Consider the following 16,588-nt stretch of genomic DNA (forward strand, 5'->3'; position numbering starts at 1 on the left):
GTGGAAGCCAAGCTACCGCAAGAATCAAAACGGCCCAAGGAATGGTTGTAAAAGTTTCCTTTGATGCAAAAAAAGATTCGTTTATGACCTTTAAACAAAAAGTTGCAGCTCAATTAAAAATCCGTACCGATTCTTTTGGCTTAATGATCGCAGGCAACGAATTAACCACAAAAAACTTTAACAACTATCGCTCAGCTGTCACCAAGCAAGAATCTGTCTTGGAACTGACAACCGAAGAGGCAGATAAAACCTCTTTGTAAAAAAGAGTCCATCCTGAATTGAACTTGTAAAAAAATAACGGAAGCGTAAAAAACTTCCGTTATTTTTTTTAAAATTACTAAAAACTCATATAAAAAAATCATTTTTTTAAATTAACGGGTCTTGTGTTCGTTATTTTTGCAGGAGCTCAAGCTGACGTTAATTTAGTTATAGAAGCTCGATATATTCAAGTCATGGAAGGCGAATACCAACGGTTTCTTGCTAATACAAATCAAATAGTCGAACTCAACGCAAATCATCGAGTTGCAGAAGCAAGAATAAGTATTGATTGGATGATAAATACCATTAAAGCTTATGCAGCAGCAGAATGGATTTCACAAAACACTAAAGACGACTTTGTTGGTCGATACCAAGAATTAGATGGTATGCTCGCTAATTTATAATTTAGAAAATGTATAAAAAAAGAGCCCGGGAAATTTCCCTAGCCCTTTTTGGTTTAAAATATTTTTAAAAAATACTATCTACTTGAAACCACAGCTACAATCAAAGCAAAAACAAATATTGCTGGCAATGTACAAAATATATTTTTCATCAATCGCTTGCCACTCGCACTAGATGTTATGGTTGAAGCCTTAATCAATGCAAGAGCTTCATCAGACAAATTACCAGAAGAAGAAAAGAGTGTTATTTTTTTTACATCATAGGTCCATCGAGTTGTCCAATGTAAGTCAAGACCATTGGGGGTAAACCAAAATCCTGATGGAAGAGGAGATTGTAATGCATAAAAGCGCCACCAATTTGTGCGATATGACCCACTTTTTTGTTCACTAGTAACAGAAACCCCGATTAACTCGGTTTCAGTTTTAATAAAAAAAACTTCTTCACTCAAATCTTCATCGCAGAATAAATCAAACAGTTTTTTTGATGAAGAAAGATTTTTTGCACGATTAAACCAAGATGACTTGAGTAAATCTATCTCTGATTTTGGGACTGTTACCACCGTTGGATTTTTAGGGATATTTTGTGCTGGAATATCGATATTCTGAAAATATATTTCAACAGCTTGTTTGGTATATTCATCCACAGGGGAGGCATAAATAAGATTATTTGTTATAGGTCCGAGCCCATACGATTTAAAACAAATAAAAATTGCTAGAACAATTACAAAAACAGCACTTTTCCTAAAAAATAAAGTCATCTAAAAACCTTTCTAAAAACAAATCTATCGTTATTTATACCATACTCCTTAAAGCCTCTATTTAAAAAAAGCCAAAAAGCATTCAGTAAAGAACTTTTTTGGCTTTTTTTAAACACCAAGGAAATTCAATGTGAAACAAATAAAAAATGTCTCGGATATTACCCCGAGACATTTTTTATTTTATATAAAAGCTTATTTAACTTTTGCGATCACAGCTTCAACTATTCGTCCACAAGCTCGATTGTAACTTTTATTCCGCCATCTTTTTCGGGAACCGTGTTATACTCTCCCGCAAGCAAATCTTTAAAAAAAGAGTTCCACATATCATTGAGAAAAAACAGCAAACCTGCAACAGGAATGAAGAATTTCCGATAAGGGAGAAACTGAAAACATTTAGACGCAACATATAAAGAAACTACAATACAAAGATAATAAAATAATACCTTCTTAATATAGATGGAGGTGAAAATTAACCACACGGTACCAATTCTCACGCCCTCAACGTCCCCGTAATCTCTCTTTAACAACTTGTACAAGAAAATTAAAAACACGTTAACGTTTTTCGTTCCCCTAATGTCCTTATAAATCTTTTTATCAAAATCAATTTCAGGCCAAAACATAAACTTATAATTCGCAGTAGATGAATGACTTGTCGAAAGAATTTTTTCAACTAAATGACGAACTTTAAAATCTGAGAGAGATAAATTATTTAAAACATCATATATCTCATCATTAATACCATTCAAATTTTTAAGATTAGCGTCAAATGATTCTTTACATCCATAGTTCATGTAGTTATCAAAGAGATAATGTCCGCAATTAAGGAGGGAGCCAATCAATCCGACTTTAATATGTGTGGAATTACAAGAAAGACATTTAATATGTATGGAACTACAAGAAAGACATTTCATCATGGCATTAATCGCTCTATCTAAGACCGATCTAAACTGTTTCATTTTTTCAGGCTGATCATGAAATAACAAATGCGCATTATACATAAAGCGTTCCATCGCCGCAGCTGTAATCACAGCACCACTTAGTAGAGGATATCCAAAGTCATAATCTTTCAAATAACGCATCCACGTAAATGGATATCTTTTTGAAAACCGAGGAACAAGAGGAGTATTAAATCCCACATGCTCGCTATGCTGAGAAGTCAAAAACTGAGCAACCGTACAATTTTTGGGAACTTTAACAACTACTTCTTTATATTCTTCTGGATAAACTCTTTTTAAAAAAGATTCATATTCATTATTACTTATTGAAAAACAAGAAGAAGAAAAAATAAAAACAAACAAAAATCTATGCATGGGATTTTATAGCCATCAACTAAATTAAAGATTAACTCTTAAAAATTAACTCCTAATATTTTTAAAACCAAAGGCTAATTTTTTTATAAGTAAAAAGCCCTTTTTTTAAAAAATTCAAACATCAAAAAATCCAATGTGAAACAAATAAAAAATGTCTCGGATATTACCCCGAGACATTTTTTATTTTATATAAAAGCTTATTTAACTTTTGCGATCACAGCTTCAAAAGCTTTTGGATCATAAATAGCTAACTGAGAAAGCATTTTTCTGTTTAATGCAACTTTAGCTGTATTTAACTTGTGAATAAATACGCTGTAGCTCAAACCGTGTTGACGACTTGCTGCGTTCACACGGGTGATAAACATTGAACGGAAATCACGCTTACGCATTTTTCTGCCTTTGAAAGCAAATGCCATAGCGCGAAGCAATGTTTCTGTTGCTCTTCTAAAGATATTGGAACGCTGACCCCAATATCCTTTTGTCATTTTAAAAAGTCTTTTATGACGGCGGTGCGTAACCACACCACGTTTGACGCGACTCATACCCTAAAACCTCGTTATTTTTACTGTTTTTACCAAAACCACCGATTAATTAGGCAGAAGACGCGCAATGGACTTGTGATCATTTTCATGAACAAGAACACCAGCTCTCAACTGACGAACTTGTTTTGATGATTTAGCCCACGAATGGTGACGTCTAAAACCTTTACCACGTTTAATTAAGCCAGAACCAAGCTTTCTAAAACGTTTTTTTGCTGCTGAATTTGTTTTAAGCTTCATTATTTTGTTCCTGCGTTGCCTCAAAAAAGGGCTTCGCGTAAAGACAATTATTTACCGACCAATAAAAAAGAGTTTAACACACTGATGATATTTATCAATTATGTAATCTCGCTCTACTTGGTTATTTTTCCTTCAAATAAAAGATTTTTGACCACAATTGACCACCCTTGGAGTCTTTTTCACTCACAATGGCACCTTGGTCAAGAGCAACCAAATCTTTTTCGATACGCTCAAAAAGCGCTGTTCCCAACTTATCCATCATCGGAATTTCCCGACCACGAAATTGGAGAGTAAACTTAACCCGCTTGCCATCAGCAAAGAATTCTGAAGCCTGCTTAATGCGGATATTGTAGTCTCCATCCTCAATACGTGGACGAATTTTTAATTCTTTAATTTGGATAACTTTTTGATTTTTTTTCGCATCATTCAGTTGTTTTTTTCGTTCATACAGGAATTTGCCAAAATCCATGATTTTTACAACTACTTGAGCTGCGTTTTCACTGATCTGAACCAAATCAAGCCCTTTTTGCTGAGCCATTCGCAACGCCTGATCAAGCGTCACTACGCCAATATTAGAGCCATCGTCGGTAATTAACCGCACTTCTTTGGCTTTAATTCTGTCATTAATAAAAAAACCGTGGTCAGAGACCTCCGGACGACCTTTAGGACTCTTCGGAATCACTGTTCCCCCCTGACCTTGCAACCAAAACTTTCTCTACTTCGGCATATACTTTACCAAAGAGAGCTTCATCTTCTTTTAATTTTTTGAGCGAATTTTCTTTGCCCTGTCCAAGTTTTTCATCCCTGAAGGCAAACCACGCACCACTTTGCACGATGATTTTGTTTTCAACCGCGATTTCAAAGACTTCAATTTCTCGAACAATTCCCACCCCAAACATCAAATCAACTTCAACACGTCTGAAGGGAGGAGCAACTTTATTTTTGACAACTTTAATCGCAACACGATTTCCAACAGCCTCATCGCCACGTTTTAATGTTCCAATTCGACGAATATCAAGACGAACAGACGCATAAAACTTCAACGCATTTCCACCCGAAGTAACCTCATTGTTTGCAAAAGCCATACCACCAATTTTACTTCTAATTTGGTTAATAAAAATAATAACGGTTTTTGACTTGTGAACAATCGGCGTAAGTTTTCTGAGTGCTTGTGACATCAACCGAGCTTGCAATCCTACGTGTTGGTCACCCATGTCTCCTTCAAGCTCTGCTCGAGGAACCAGCGCTGCAACCGAGTCGATAATTAACAAATCAACAGCACCAGAACGAACCAATGTTTCAGCGATATCAAGCGCTTGTTCACCAGAATCTGGCTGGGAAATAATTAAATTATCAAGATTAATACCCAAACCTTGGGCATAGACAGGATCAAGCGCATGTTCAGCATCGATAAACGCACACACGCCACCGCTCTTCTGAACATTTGCAATCGCCTGAAGCGTTAATGTTGTTTTCCCTGAAGCTTCTGGACCATAGACTTCAACAATTCGACCGCGAGGAAAACCACCAACACCAAGTGCGGAGTCAACCAAGATAGAACCAGTGGAAATTACATCAACTGCCTGATTTGGGCGCTGCCCCAAAAGCATGACAGCGCCTTTACCAAATTGTTTATCAATATGAGCAAATGCAGCATCAAGCGCTTTGCGTTTTTCGTCCGAAATACCCAGTGTATTTTTTAGAGGAACTGCTTGTTTTTGAGTCATTATATACCTTTATTCATGTGAGGAAGCAGAAAAATGCTCGCTACTTAACTCTATTTTAGCATTTCTTTTAAGAGTCGCAATAAAGCCCTTTAATAAGACACTCTCTGTTTTTTTAAGATCTACCGAATCTTTTTCGGCTGGCTTATCAGAAGGCTGTTGTTCAATAAGCGAAGCCAAGACAACGGTTCCTTCTAAAACAGGTACTGTTGCGCACATTTCTGGTGATTCTAGTTTAAAGATTTTTTCATTCAAGCCTGAATCTTTATCAAACCCTTTAATCGAATCTTTTTTCTCGATCAATGAGGTTTCATAAAACTTGATGTGTGCATATTTTTTTGAAATATCAGCCAACGAAAGCTTTTCAATCAAGTACTGCTTGCGAGCTGTTGCAACATCATTTTTAAGCAACATTGCAGCTTTTTGCTCATAAAAAGAATCTCTGATAGATGATAATACATCTTCAAAAGAAGAGAATCTTCCCGATTGAGATTCGGTTACCACGAAAATAATATTTTTTTCATTGTGAATAAATTGTCCGCGTTTTTTTGGTTTTTCAGAAAACGAACCAAAAGCCTTTTGTGTCAACACATTTTCAAGAGATTCCCCCTGACTCATCGACTGATCCAGGTCAGCAGTTTTTTCAACCTTTGACTTGCGATCTTTGGCAAAATCTTCAAGCGCATTTACAAAATCTGCTGTATCTTTAGCCTCTCTGAGCAATTGGTCGGCCTCAGCTCTAAACATATCTGCGGCTGAACGCTTAGTCAGAGCTTTTACGATTTCTTTTCTTACTGAATCAAGTGATTTGTAAGCACCATCCTTTTTGGCAACCAGTTGCGCAAACTCAAATCCGTCTGCACTCTTTACAACTGAGGTTGTTTTACCAGTTTCTTTAAGTTTTATTAATTCTGCTTCAAGTTCGTAACTAAATGTTCCCAACGTAAACCAATCAGAAAGCCCACCTTTTTTGCTCGACTTTGTATCATCAGAAAGCGTCTTTGCAACATCCGCAAATGCATCCTGACTTTCTTTAGCTTTATTTAAACAGTCTGTTGCTTTTGCTTTAAATCGTTCAACTTCTGCCGGAGTTGCATCTTTTGGAACAGCAATCAACACACGTCTAATTTGATATTCATCTTTTGCTTTGTACGCTGAATCTTTTTTGTGCTTATAATACGATTCAACTTGTTCATCAGAAATAGTGATTTGTTTTGTATACACAGATGGATCAACCACGACGTAAGAAACTCTTTTGATGTCAGGCAAACGGTAGTTGTTTTTATTTTCTTCATAAAAAAGAGATAACTCTTCATTTGATGCAGGAGTACTTTTTGCGTCCTTGAGGTATCCATCTTTTACAAAAGAAAGTAACGCAAAACTTTTTTTACCAAGAAATTCTTCTTCGCGAGCAAAACGTGGGGAATATGCCGCAGCTCCAACAAGCTCTTCAACCATGGATCGTGCAAGTGCACGTTCTTGTTCGCTTTCAAAATCTCGAACATCCATTCCTGTTTGCTTGATGTAATAATTATAAAAATCAACACTAAACTGATTTGGCTTAATCCCAAACATTTGACACATCGAACTTCTAATCAAAGAACTTAATACTTCAGGATTAATAACAATACCCTGAGCGCGCACAAGATCATTCAGTACAATCGACTCAACTCCACGATCGACAACCGCAATCGGATCAACCGCGACATCAAGATTCAAACCATAACGCTGATTGAACATCTGTCTTTCCGACTGCATCATCTGAGAGAGTCGCTTGAACTCAGAAAGCTCTAATGGCTCACCATTGACCGTTGCCACTGCTCGTTTATTAGGATCCTGATAATTAAATCTGAAAAAAGATGGCGCAATAAGCGCAATTAAAACAATCCACCATAACGATGAATACTCTTTTACAAAAACTCTTAAACGTCCGATCATAGCGCTTCCTTTCTTTTTTAGCACCTGTCACGCAGGAGAGTATAATCGAAAAACAATCTCATGAGGAGCAGTATTTTGAATCACCCCAAAATAAATCACAGGATTTGCAGAGTGAAAACAAGTCGAACCCGACGAGCCAGCGCCAACACCACAACAGAAACTTGTGCGCCAAAAATCGCGCAGAGCGCGCCGCTGCGCGCCGACAACCAATCACATTAAGCGCACCAAAAGCATCGAATTAAGGGGCGCTGCGAGTAGTGTTTTTTTTAGACAATTTAAAAAAATTAAAAAATACTCAAAGAATTAACTCAACATTTATTTTTTACTAAAAAAGCCACTTTTTACCAAAAAGCAATTACCCATTCGCCCCCCCCCAAATAAGTTGTAAAGTAAATACAACCTAATAAAACAAACATAAAAAAAGGAACCGCAAATGTTTTTAAAAAAAATCACACTTTTAGTCATCATGACAGGCGCTGCTGGCTTGCTGCACGGCTTGCAGCCGACGGACACGGAGAACGCAATTCGACAATCAATCCAAGAAAAACTTACCGAATGGGCAACCTGGCCGAATAACAGCGGACAAGCTGAAGCGCTTCACTCTTTAAAATTAAGAATACAATATATCGAAAGAAACGCAGCCAATGAAGCATTTAAACTTTCAACTTATGATGATGCTAGCTTTGATGGCGCAGTATGGAATGAATTAATGACTTACTGCCTTCGTCGAAACACAGACACAGCATACACCGAAGAAGAATGCGACACTATCGCGAACAACTTAAAGGAATATTACAACGAAATTGCAACCGCTCACGAACTTCCCCAATATCAAGACTAACAAATAAAGAGGACTGATTTAAAACCAGTCCTCTTTTTTATTTATTAACCAACTCAACCATCTCTGGATAAATCTCCAACGTGCGCTTGAATGATCGCCAAAATTTTCTTTGCCTGCGTACATAATCCCACGTCTTTTTTTCAAGCGTTTGAATTAACTGCTCACGCATATTTTCTTGCTTGCCGTCAACAATCCAGCGATACACATCTTGGTATCCCAAAGCACCTTCATCTCGAGCAAATGACTCGAATTCTGAGCCGATTAAATTTTCGACCTCAGTGACCCAACCATTGTCAAGCATACTCGCAATCCGCATACTTATTTTTTTCCGTAATAATTCATCGGGCAAATCAACCCAAATAATTCTTACTTTTTCCTTAAAGACCGGATCAAACACAGGACTAACACTTGAGGGCAAAACGCCAGACGAATTATAAATAGTTAATGCACGCTCGATGCGATACGAATCATGCGGATGAATGCTCGCACTCCTGACTGGATCGATCAAATTCAAGTATTCCCAATCAGTAAATCCAATCGGTCGCTCTACCTTTTTTTTATCGTGCACGGGCAATGAATCTTGTAGCCGAAAAAAAAGTGATTTGACATAAAAGAGCGATCCCCCACAGAAAAGTGGTACATCATCAGGTGCCAGCTGATCGAACAAATCTTCAACCATTGATCGATACTGAGCAGCATTAAACGTGCGAATTTTACAATCGAGAAACGAATATAAATAATGAGGCGCTATCGCAAGCTCCTGCTCGCAAGGAGAAGCTACACCCACAGAAACCTGACGGTAGACCTGAGAAGCATCGGCATTGACGATTCCACAAAAGCCACCAGACCGAAAAAGAGAGAGGGCCAACGCAGTCTTTCCACTGGCCGTCGGCCCCAAAATCAAAGTAATTTTTTTATCGTTATCCAAGAAGCCTCAACTAAACAGCAGAAGAAGAACCAAGCGCGCCATGAGGAGCTACCGAAACAACATCAGCCATAAATGTTGAACCAATAGCGCTATCGCGGAATGGCTTTTTAATAGCTTCCACAACCGCTTCTCGAGAAATGTGTTTGACAAAAGAAACTTCCTGAATCAAAAGTTCTTCAACAATTTTCAAGGTATTTTTTTCACCAAAAGCGAGTTCTTTTGAAAGAGCAAGTGTCATAATGTCTCGATACACTCCAGCCATATCAACAATACTACCACCATGAATCTTGAGCTGATATTCTTTTTGTCTGCGACTCCAAGCCGACGGAGAGAAATCAAAAGCACCTTTTATTTTAAATCGCGACGGACGCCACAATTCTGACATTGCCTCATCAACAATCGACTCGCATGACAAATATCTAATGCCAAGGCCTTGCATTCTATGCTCAGCAACTAAAATCGGACTATTTTCTTTAAACAAAAATTGTAACTCATTCAACAGAACAACCGAACCGGAAATTGTACGCTCAACCACATCGGCGATTTTCGCAACGCCATAACCGGGATAAAAGACAACATCATTAATCTTAAACATGCTTAGCACCCCTGGTATTAATGGGAAAAATTCAGGAGACCCGCACAAAAGCAGAAAAAACTTACGAAGAGAGCAAGTCTTGCAGTAACCATATTCTACCACACACCAAGAAATTTTGCCAACACGAAAAAAGCCTAATTTTTAACCAAGATGTCATTCAAAAAAAAGTTGACCCGGAAGAGAGCAGCGCCACCGCGCACCCTTCCCTTTTAAGTGATATCTTTGAACAAAAAACATATTCCTTAAAAAAATTTTGAAAGCACCATAAAAAACAAACTCGTGCTCGCGGGCGCGTTCGTGCAACAGGCCTTGCGCACTCTCTTGCGCGCTTACCTTAAAACAACCCCCAAGAGTAGACTAACCACTCACAATAACTACGGACAAGAACGTAACCATAACCTCAATCATTCTTTTCCTTCTTATTAATAATATATACATAATCCTTTTAATTCCTTTCTATAACGTTTAATCCCTTTAATCCTTTTAATACGTATCCCTTCTTCTTTTCATATCTATCATCACTCTCCTTCTCTTCCTTATCTTTATCCTTATACCTATCCTTTCCTTATAAACCATACCCCCCCAACCTCTATTCACATATTAATCTAACTCTCCAAACACTTAGCCCTATCCTTCTCTATTCCTCTCTTATCCATAAAGAACAGTAAACACTAACCCCCTCTCTATAAATTCCTTAAAAACTACGGAGCCAACCGTCCGTGCGCGCTACCACCCTCCCCTCAAAACCCCATCCAGCAACGCATCAGCGGCCCCCATAAAGCTTCAGAGCCACGCGCTAAGCGACGGGAGGCGGAGTAGCCTGCGCGTGGCCGCAAAAAGAAATCAAAAAGAAATCAAAAAACCGCAAAACCATCGCCCCAAAAACCGTAGAAACACTCAACCGAAGGCGTCTTTCAACAAAACTAGATTCAAATAGGTTGTTTTATCAGACAAGAAATAAAAAAACATGGGCAAGGCGCCACAAAGAAACTAAGAAAATCTACATTCGCGCACTAAGATTTCTTAAAACCATATTGACAGAATTTCTTAGTTGAGTTATTCCTAGAAATAAGAAAAAACGTTTTGAATCAAATCAAACTTTTAAACTCACAAGGAATACAATTCATGGCAAAAATTATTGGTATCGATTTAGGTACAACAAACTCAGTAGTTGCATTCATGGAAGGCGGACAACCCAAGGTTATCCCAAACCAAGAAGGCGCAAACACCACCCCGTCGATCGTTGCATACACAAATGATGGCAACAGACTGGTAGGAACCGTTGCAAAGCGCCAAGCAATCACAAATCCAGAAAAAACCATCTTCTCTGCAAAAAGATTTATCGGCCGCAAGTTCTCGTCCCTCACAGAATCAGAAAAAAGAAGCTGCCCATTCAAACTCGGCGCAGATGCTAATGGCGACACCGTAATCGTCATCGATGGCAAAAATGTTACCCCACAAGAAATCGGCGCTGCTGTTCTTCAAAAGCTCAAAGCTGCCGCAGAAGCATACCTTGGCGAAAAAGTCACCGAAGCCGTGGTAACCGTCCCTGCATACTTTAACGACGCGCAACGTCAAGCAACCAAAGACGCTGGTCAAATCGCAGGACTCAACGTAAAACGTATCATCAACGAACCAACAGCCGCAGCTCTTGCATACGGTCTTGATAAAAAACACAACGAAACGATCGCCGTATTCGACTTTGGTGGTGGAACATTTGACGTTTCGATTCTTGAAGTTGGTGATGGCGTTGTTGAAGTAAAATCAACAAACGGCGACACCATGCTTGGTGGCGATAACGTAGACGAAAAACTTATTCATCATTTAGTCTCAGAATTCAAAGCACAAAACGGTATCGACTTGTTCAACGACAAGATGGCATTGCAACGACTCAAAGAAGCTGCAGAAAAATGCAAAATCGAATTATCCTCAACCACAGAGACCGAAATCAACTTGCCATACATCACCGCAGACGCAACTGGACCAAAACATTTAGTTACAAAAATCTCACGCGCAAAACTCGAATCACTCTGCGAAGACATCTTCAGAAAATTATTTGAACCTTGCAAAAAGGCTCTTGCAGACGCAGGAATCAGCGTTTCACAAATCAATGAAGTCGTGCTTGTTGGTGGATCTACTCGTATTCCAAAAGTACAACAAATGGTCAAAGATTTCTTTGGAAAAGAGCCAAACAAATCTGTTAACCCTGACGAAGTTGTAGCTGTGGGAGCTGCTATTCAAGGTGGCGTACTTGCTGGTGATGTAACCGATGTTTTACTTCTTGACGTTACACCACTCTCACTTGGAATCGAAACAATGGGTGGAATTGCAACACGTATCATCGAACGCAATACCACGATCCCATCGCGTAAATCGCAAGTTTTCTCAACCGCCGAAGACAACCAATCTGCAGTTGATATCAACATCGTGCAAGGTGAGCGTGAATTTGCAAAAGACAACAAATCGCTGGGCCGATTCAGACTCGAAGGAATTGCAGCGGCTCCTCGCGGAATGCCACAAATCGAAGTTACCTTTGATATCGATGCAAACGGAATTGTACATGTTTCTGCATGCGACAAAGCAACCGGCAAAGAACAAAAAATTTCAATCTCAAACAACTCTGGACTCTCAAAAGATGATGTTGAACGCATGGTGCAAGAAGCTAAAATGCATGAAGCAGAAGACAAAGCTCGCAGAGAAGCAATCGATAAACGCAACCAACTCGATGGTGTTGTTGCACACGTAGAAAAAACGCTTGCAAAACACAAAGACAAACTTGCAATCAATGAGCTCAATGAACTTGAAGCTGAAATCACAAAAGCAAAAGACCTCATCAAGAACGAAGAAATGTCAGTTGAAGTGCTCACTCAAGCAATCGAGTCATTAAGCAAAGCCGCAAATGTACTCATGCCTCACGAACAAGCAGCAGCACAACAACAAGGCCCAACACAACATGCAGATGAAAATTCAGAGCCACATACCCCACATAACGACACAACTATCGACGCTGACTTTGAGCAAAAATAAACAACCTTGATATTCAAATCACAAGGGCGCCTTCAAAAGCGCCCTTGGCTACTAACAAAATAAAATTACCTCAACACTGGCAACCATCAGCTCATCACATTAATCAACTCAAACTTTAACTTTATCTAAGTTAGCAAACCCTTCAAGAACGTTGGGAAATTGATCTTTAACACACATACTTCCTGAAGAAACCATCGAAAGATAATAATTAAACGGCAAAAATGATTGTTTTTGAATACCATAATAAGTCAACGGATAAACCTTATCCCGCGTTTCACAAAAACCTTTAACCTCTTCAACACCAATTAAACAAACCCGCAATGCCTCGCAACGATCAACAATTTTTAGTTTTTCCAATTCAACCAAAAATTGTTTAAAACATACAGATTGATAGATGGGAAATGAATCTGTATCACCACAAGCTTTTGCAATCCTCATATTTTTTTGAAATCTAGCCAAAAAATCTACCGTCGATTCCTTAAGGCTCCCTAGAAAAAACTCGCCCCAATCAATCAACTCAAAATCGATGCCCTTAATCAAATCTAAATACGAAATTTTAGTTTTTAACCACTCACAAGCTTCACGCTCAGGAGCTCCCTCTAAATCCAATGCCATTTTAATAAAATTATAAAATTGAGTTGTTTGTAAAATTGTCTTTATATCTCGAGCCACACGCTTCTCTATCTCACTCAACGATCTACTAAGATAAGACATTTGCGACTGTTCAAATATCTTTACTCGCATGGTTTCATCAACTTCACCAAAAGCCTGCGTTATCCAATCATCACCAATTGGGGTCGCTAAAGCGGCTCCAACGCCCTCCAAGCGCCTACCGGCACCTCCCGGCACCGCGTCTCCCATAACACCCTCTGCTCGTCTTGCTTCTTCTGCTATTCGCATTGCATCTGCTTCTTCATCGGCTCTTCGCTTTGCTGCTGCTTTTTGTCTTTCTTGTCTTGCTTCTTCTGTGCCTAAATCAAAAAAATCTTCTTCTTCTGATAAAAAAGAAAAATTCATCACGGCGTTAACACCCGCATACAAAGCAGTAGAAATACCACCAACCAATGCGGTTACCCCTAATTTTTTGGCAAGTGACCACGAAGCATCAGCCGCCTGCGCACTCGCGTCAACCAATGGGGCAACCCACGCAGGACACTCCGCAGCGGAATAAACCACAACTTCATGCATGCCTTTTGTGTCAACCAAAAGCTGAATTACAACTGAATCAAATTCGTTTTCTGCAACAACTGCCAGAACGGATGGTTGTTTTGCTGCAAAAAGCAATCTCAGCTCGCGGGCAAGCTTACTTTCGTTATTTTTTACGCGTTGTACTAAATCATCTTTTTTGGTAAAAACCTTCTTCCGCCGAGACGGTCATTCTTTTTTGTACCAACGATGCTACATCGCCAGTCACGTGGACCGTTTGCACCTGTTTGGTAGAAAGCGCTGTCGTTTGCGCTCCGGGAACCAGCAACACCCGTTGTCCAATCACATTTGATGTCAAAAGAAGGATCAAACACATCATTTTTATTTTTGTATTCATAAAAAACCCTTTTTTTATACTTTTTAAGATTCTTTAAGTCTAAAAAATAAAAATGCTCCCGAATAAAAAATCATATCCTCGAACAAATTGTATGATTTTATGAAAAAAGAGAATTTTCTCCGCTCAAAAGAAGGCAGGCTGAAAGAACACCCCCCAAAAGATCGCCTGACAAAAAAGCCCCTCAAACACAAAGGGGCCATAAAAAAGCCTTTTTTCCATCTAAAAACATATTTTTTAGCTAAATTTGACTAAAACTCCAACCTAGAAAAAACTAATTACTTACCCCTTTCCACAAATCAACACTGTTCGAAACACCATAAATATGTTTAAAAAAATATTCTTACTCTCAATATTCACACTTTCATCATTTATTTCGTCAACATCAATCGATGAGCATATCAATTCTCTAGAAAGCCAATCGCTCGAGACTGGCGGGGAATCAATCTATGGCCGCAACGTTCATAGACTCTCCTTTGAAGAAGTACGAACACTTATAGATAGCATGTCTTTTTACAAAGGAAGAATGTCTAAACAGTACTTTAAAAAAAACGCTATAACGTCATACTATCACCCATTCAGTCTTCAAACGCTCATTCAATGTATCATAAATTCTTCCGCAAACGATCACGAAAAAGAAGCCCTCTGGAGTCTGTTACTCACGTGCGACATGGCTTACGTAACTCTAACATTCAACGAATATGGCTCATTTGAAAAAGCAAGTATTGACTACACCCTCAAGTCGAGCTGCTTACATGGTATCAAACGACTAACAATGACTAAATGGGAAGAAAGAAAGGATGGGATGATTAGTGCATGCTCAACAATGACCGCCATTACATTTGCCGCTGCTTGTTTTTTGCGAATAGCTTACCTTGATACATTTCATTCGCATACCATTGTAGTACCAACGCATACCGATGCACAGGGAAATCAATGGGGAAAAAAAGAGAGAAAGTTCAATGAGGGTGTATTTTTTTGGAATAGATACTGGACAACAATCAGCATTCTTCTTGGAATTTATTTCGGATATCGGCTTGAATCAGGCTCCTCACCCCTTTCTGCAAGCTATAAATCTGATGCCGAAAAGCTCTTTAACAGGCACTGTGAAATTCTCGACATTCTCAACAACTCAATCGCCGATTTTCCTTCCTGCTTCATGAACAACCTTAAAACACTTCAAGAACAGCTTAATGCTTGCAAAGACGAAAACAAAGACAAGAGAGAAACCGATAAAAAACAACTCGAATTATTACTCGAATACCATGATGATCTTGTCGAAAAAAGTGAATCTGCCTAAAAACAACCCCAATAAATAACTTTGATATTCAAATCACAAGGGCGCCCTCAAAAGCGCCCTTTTTAATACAAAACGCGCAAATCATACCCTCGAGAAATATTTTTTGATAAAGTCTGCGAAACTAAAAAAATCACACGTACGTGAATTAAAACTAAGCAATGACACCTTTTTTTAACACAATGCTTTATCATATTTCACAATATATCAACTTACATGAACTAGCCTTCCTGTGCGCATTAATCATATTTTTAACATACAAAGAACTGCGAAAAAAACGCGCTAAAAATGGGTATGAAATAAAATCAATAAAATATAATGAAAAAATAACTGTCCACTTCTGGGATTGCTACCGACAAAAAGGTCCTGATTGCGCTATGCACAGCCTGAGCAATATTATTTGCGTATATGCACATCTCAGCTCCTTATTTAACCCAACACTTAAAGACATTTTTGAAACAAAATTTATCGAACAAAAAAAGTTAGAAACGTTTATCTCCGACTATCGAAAAAAACATGCTCTTCGCTCAGACGATGGCCTTCCTTGGCACCACTTCTCAACATTTATCTCAAATTTAGGCAGCCAATCTCTCTTCATCAAAAAAACTGCCGATCTTATAAAGAAAGACTCATACGTTGTTGAAAACATGGACACCTGCTGCTTTATTCCCAAGCAAGATCATCATCCTGAAGAATTTTACCAACTTTCTGACACCCAGTTCATAACAAATAACGAATTACAAAGAAAAATCTATCAAAAAATCCACTCAGGAAAAATAACAATCGTGCAATGGGCGACAAAACAAGTTTTTCCCGCAGATACCGAAAAAGCAGGTCACGCCATCTGCAATATCTTTGTTCCAACACTCGATAGAAACTTCAACTTAGAAAAAGTCGACTTAATAACACTTGATTCTTCTATGGCTACGTATAAAACAAGACTTGAAGATCCAGAAAAAGATCTTCTTGCCAAAACAGACCATATCAACTTCCTGGAAGGCATCTTTAAGCATCGCCCCCTCGTTTCAGAAAAAATAACCTTCCATTAAAAATGGCTCAAAAGTAGCATTTTTTCATTAATTATAAAAAAATCCTCAGCCTGTTGTTTTCTTATTAAAAAAATGCCACAATTTAAAAAAAGTTACTCAGTCTTTTTAATAAGGAGCACTCAACATGTTGTCGAAAAAATCGA

General features: G+C 38.5%; 16 protein-coding genes. 5 read left to right on the forward strand and 11 right to left on the reverse strand.

Features of this window, described 5'->3' with window-relative positions; genetic code table 11:
* The first annotated feature begins 383 nt into the window (after positions 1 to 383).
* The gene (locus FJ366_02090) at positions 384 to 662 is read left to right on the forward strand and encodes a hypothetical protein (protein MBM3894362.1); all 279 of its coding nucleotides are present in this window, start codon (positions 384 to 386) and stop codon (positions 660 to 662) included.
* Between the two features lie 74 nt (positions 663 to 736).
* On the opposite strand, the gene FJ366_02095 is transcribed toward FJ366_02090, so the two are convergent.
* The 7 genes from FJ366_02095 to FJ366_02125 form a co-directional block, all read right to left on the reverse strand.
* Complete coding sequence (locus tag FJ366_02095) at positions 737 to 1,417, reverse strand: hypothetical protein (protein MBM3894363.1); 681 nt, start codon at positions 1,415 to 1,417, stop codon at positions 737 to 739.
* 221 nt (positions 1,418 to 1,638) lie between these two features.
* Entirely contained in the window at positions 1,639 to 2,727 is a 1,089-nt protein-coding gene (locus FJ366_02100; protein MBM3894364.1) for a hypothetical protein, read from the reverse strand.
* A gap of 197 nt (positions 2,728 to 2,924) precedes the next feature.
* Positions 2,925 to 3,269, reverse strand: coding sequence for a 50S ribosomal protein L20 (gene rplT / locus FJ366_02105; protein MBM3894365.1), 345 nt, complete (start codon positions 3,267 to 3,269; stop codon positions 2,925 to 2,927).
* Between the two features lie 45 nt (positions 3,270 to 3,314).
* Positions 3,315 to 3,509, reverse strand: coding sequence for a 50S ribosomal protein L35 (gene rpmI, locus FJ366_02110; GenBank protein ID MBM3894366.1), 195 nt, complete (start codon positions 3,507 to 3,509; stop codon positions 3,315 to 3,317).
* A 118-nt stretch (positions 3,510 to 3,627) separates the two neighbouring features.
* Complete coding sequence (infC, locus tag FJ366_02115) at positions 3,628 to 4,209, reverse strand: translation initiation factor IF-3 (protein ID MBM3894367.1); 582 nt, start codon at positions 4,207 to 4,209, stop codon at positions 3,628 to 3,630.
* Entirely contained in the window at positions 4,169 to 5,191 is a 1,023-nt protein-coding gene (gene recA / locus FJ366_02120) for a recombinase RecA (GenBank protein MBM3894368.1), read from the reverse strand. The genes infC and recA overlap by 41 nt, the downstream gene beginning before the upstream one ends.
* A 51-nt stretch (positions 5,192 to 5,242) precedes the next feature.
* Complete coding sequence (locus FJ366_02125; GenBank protein ID MBM3894369.1) at positions 5,243 to 7,168, reverse strand: hypothetical protein; 1,926 nt, start codon at positions 7,166 to 7,168, stop codon at positions 5,243 to 5,245.
* A 433-nt stretch (positions 7,169 to 7,601) separates the two neighbouring features.
* Here FJ366_02125 and FJ366_02130 point away from each other — a divergent pair, with 433 nt between their 5' ends.
* The gene (locus FJ366_02130) at positions 7,602 to 8,009 is read left to right on the forward strand and encodes a hypothetical protein (protein MBM3894370.1); all 408 of its coding nucleotides are present in this window, start codon (positions 7,602 to 7,604) and stop codon (positions 8,007 to 8,009) included.
* 37 nt (positions 8,010 to 8,046) lie between these two features.
* Here FJ366_02130 and miaA read toward each other — a convergent pair whose 3' ends face one another.
* Positions 8,047 to 8,937, reverse strand: a complete 891-nt coding sequence (miaA, locus tag FJ366_02135) for a tRNA (adenosine(37)-N6)-dimethylallyltransferase MiaA (protein MBM3894371.1) — start codon at positions 8,935 to 8,937, stop codon at positions 8,047 to 8,049.
* A gap of 10 nt (positions 8,938 to 8,947) precedes the next feature.
* Positions 8,948 to 9,532 (reverse strand): hypothetical protein, encoded by a 585-nt coding sequence (locus FJ366_02140; protein MBM3894372.1) that lies wholly within the window; start codon positions 9,530 to 9,532, stop codon positions 8,948 to 8,950.
* Between the two features lie 1,125 nt (positions 9,533 to 10,657).
* Here FJ366_02140 and dnaK point away from each other — a divergent pair.
* The gene (gene dnaK, locus FJ366_02145; GenBank protein MBM3894373.1) at positions 10,658 to 12,559 is read left to right on the forward strand and encodes a molecular chaperone DnaK; all 1,902 of its coding nucleotides are present in this window, start codon (positions 10,658 to 10,660) and stop codon (positions 12,557 to 12,559) included.
* Between the two features lie 108 nt (positions 12,560 to 12,667).
* On the opposite strand, the gene FJ366_02150 is transcribed toward dnaK, so the two are convergent.
* Both FJ366_02150 and FJ366_02155 read right to left on the reverse strand, forming a co-directional pair.
* On the reverse strand, positions 12,668 to 13,843 hold the full coding sequence (locus FJ366_02150) for a hypothetical protein (GenBank protein MBM3894374.1): 1,176 nt from the start codon (positions 13,841 to 13,843) through the stop codon (positions 12,668 to 12,670).
* Positions 13,844 to 13,895: 52 nt separating this feature from the next.
* On the reverse strand, positions 13,896 to 14,102 hold the full coding sequence (locus tag FJ366_02155; protein ID MBM3894375.1) for a hypothetical protein: 207 nt from the start codon (positions 14,100 to 14,102) through the stop codon (positions 13,896 to 13,898).
* A 322-nt stretch (positions 14,103 to 14,424) separates the two neighbouring features.
* On the opposite strand from FJ366_02155, the gene FJ366_02160 reads away from it, so the two are divergent.
* Both FJ366_02160 and FJ366_02165 read left to right on the forward strand, forming a co-directional pair.
* The gene (locus FJ366_02160) at positions 14,425 to 15,399 is read left to right on the forward strand and encodes a hypothetical protein (GenBank protein ID MBM3894376.1); all 975 of its coding nucleotides are present in this window, start codon (positions 14,425 to 14,427) and stop codon (positions 15,397 to 15,399) included.
* A 158-nt stretch (positions 15,400 to 15,557) separates the two neighbouring features.
* Positions 15,558 to 16,445 carry a hypothetical protein gene (locus tag FJ366_02165; protein ID MBM3894377.1) on the forward strand — a complete coding sequence of 296 codons (888 nt, stop codon included), beginning with the start codon at positions 15,558 to 15,560 and terminating at the stop codon, positions 16,443 to 16,445.
* The last annotated feature ends 143 nt before the right edge of the window (positions 16,446 to 16,588 follow it).

The organism is Candidatus Dependentiae bacterium (assembly GCA_016871815.1).
Lineage (GTDB): Bacteria > Babelota > Babeliae > Babelales.

Excerpts from the sequence above, each read along its gene's own strand:
- FJ366_02095 (MBM3894363.1), bottom strand. The coding sequence starts at position 1,417 with ATGACTTTATTTTTTAGGAAAAGTGCTGTTTTTGTAATTGTTCTAGCA.
- FJ366_02100 (MBM3894364.1), bottom strand. The coding sequence starts at position 2,727 with ATGCATAGATTTTTGTTTGTTTTTATTTTTTCTTCTTCTTGTTTTTCA.
- rplT (MBM3894365.1), bottom strand. The coding sequence starts at position 3,269 with ATGAGTCGCGTCAAACGTGGTGTGGTTACGCACCGCCGTCATAAAAGA.
- FJ366_02125 (MBM3894369.1), bottom strand. The coding sequence starts at position 7,168 with ATGATCGGACGTTTAAGAGTTTTTGTAAAAGAGTATTCATCGTTATGG.
- FJ366_02130 (MBM3894370.1), top strand. The coding sequence starts at position 7,602 with ATGTTTTTAAAAAAAATCACACTTTTAGTCATCATGACAGGCGCTGCT.
- FJ366_02140 (MBM3894372.1), bottom strand. The coding sequence starts at position 9,532 with ATGTTTAAGATTAATGATGTTGTCTTTTATCCCGGTTATGGCGTTGCG.
- dnaK (MBM3894373.1), top strand. The coding sequence starts at position 10,658 with ATGGCAAAAATTATTGGTATCGATTTAGGTACAACAAACTCAGTAGTT.
- FJ366_02155 (MBM3894375.1), bottom strand. The coding sequence starts at position 14,102 with ATGAATACAAAAATAAAAATGATGTGTTTGATCCTTCTTTTGACATCA.
- FJ366_02160 (MBM3894376.1), top strand. The coding sequence starts at position 14,425 with ATGTTTAAAAAAATATTCTTACTCTCAATATTCACACTTTCATCATTT.
- FJ366_02165 (MBM3894377.1), top strand. The coding sequence starts at position 15,558 with ATGACACCTTTTTTTAACACAATGCTTTATCATATTTCACAATATATC.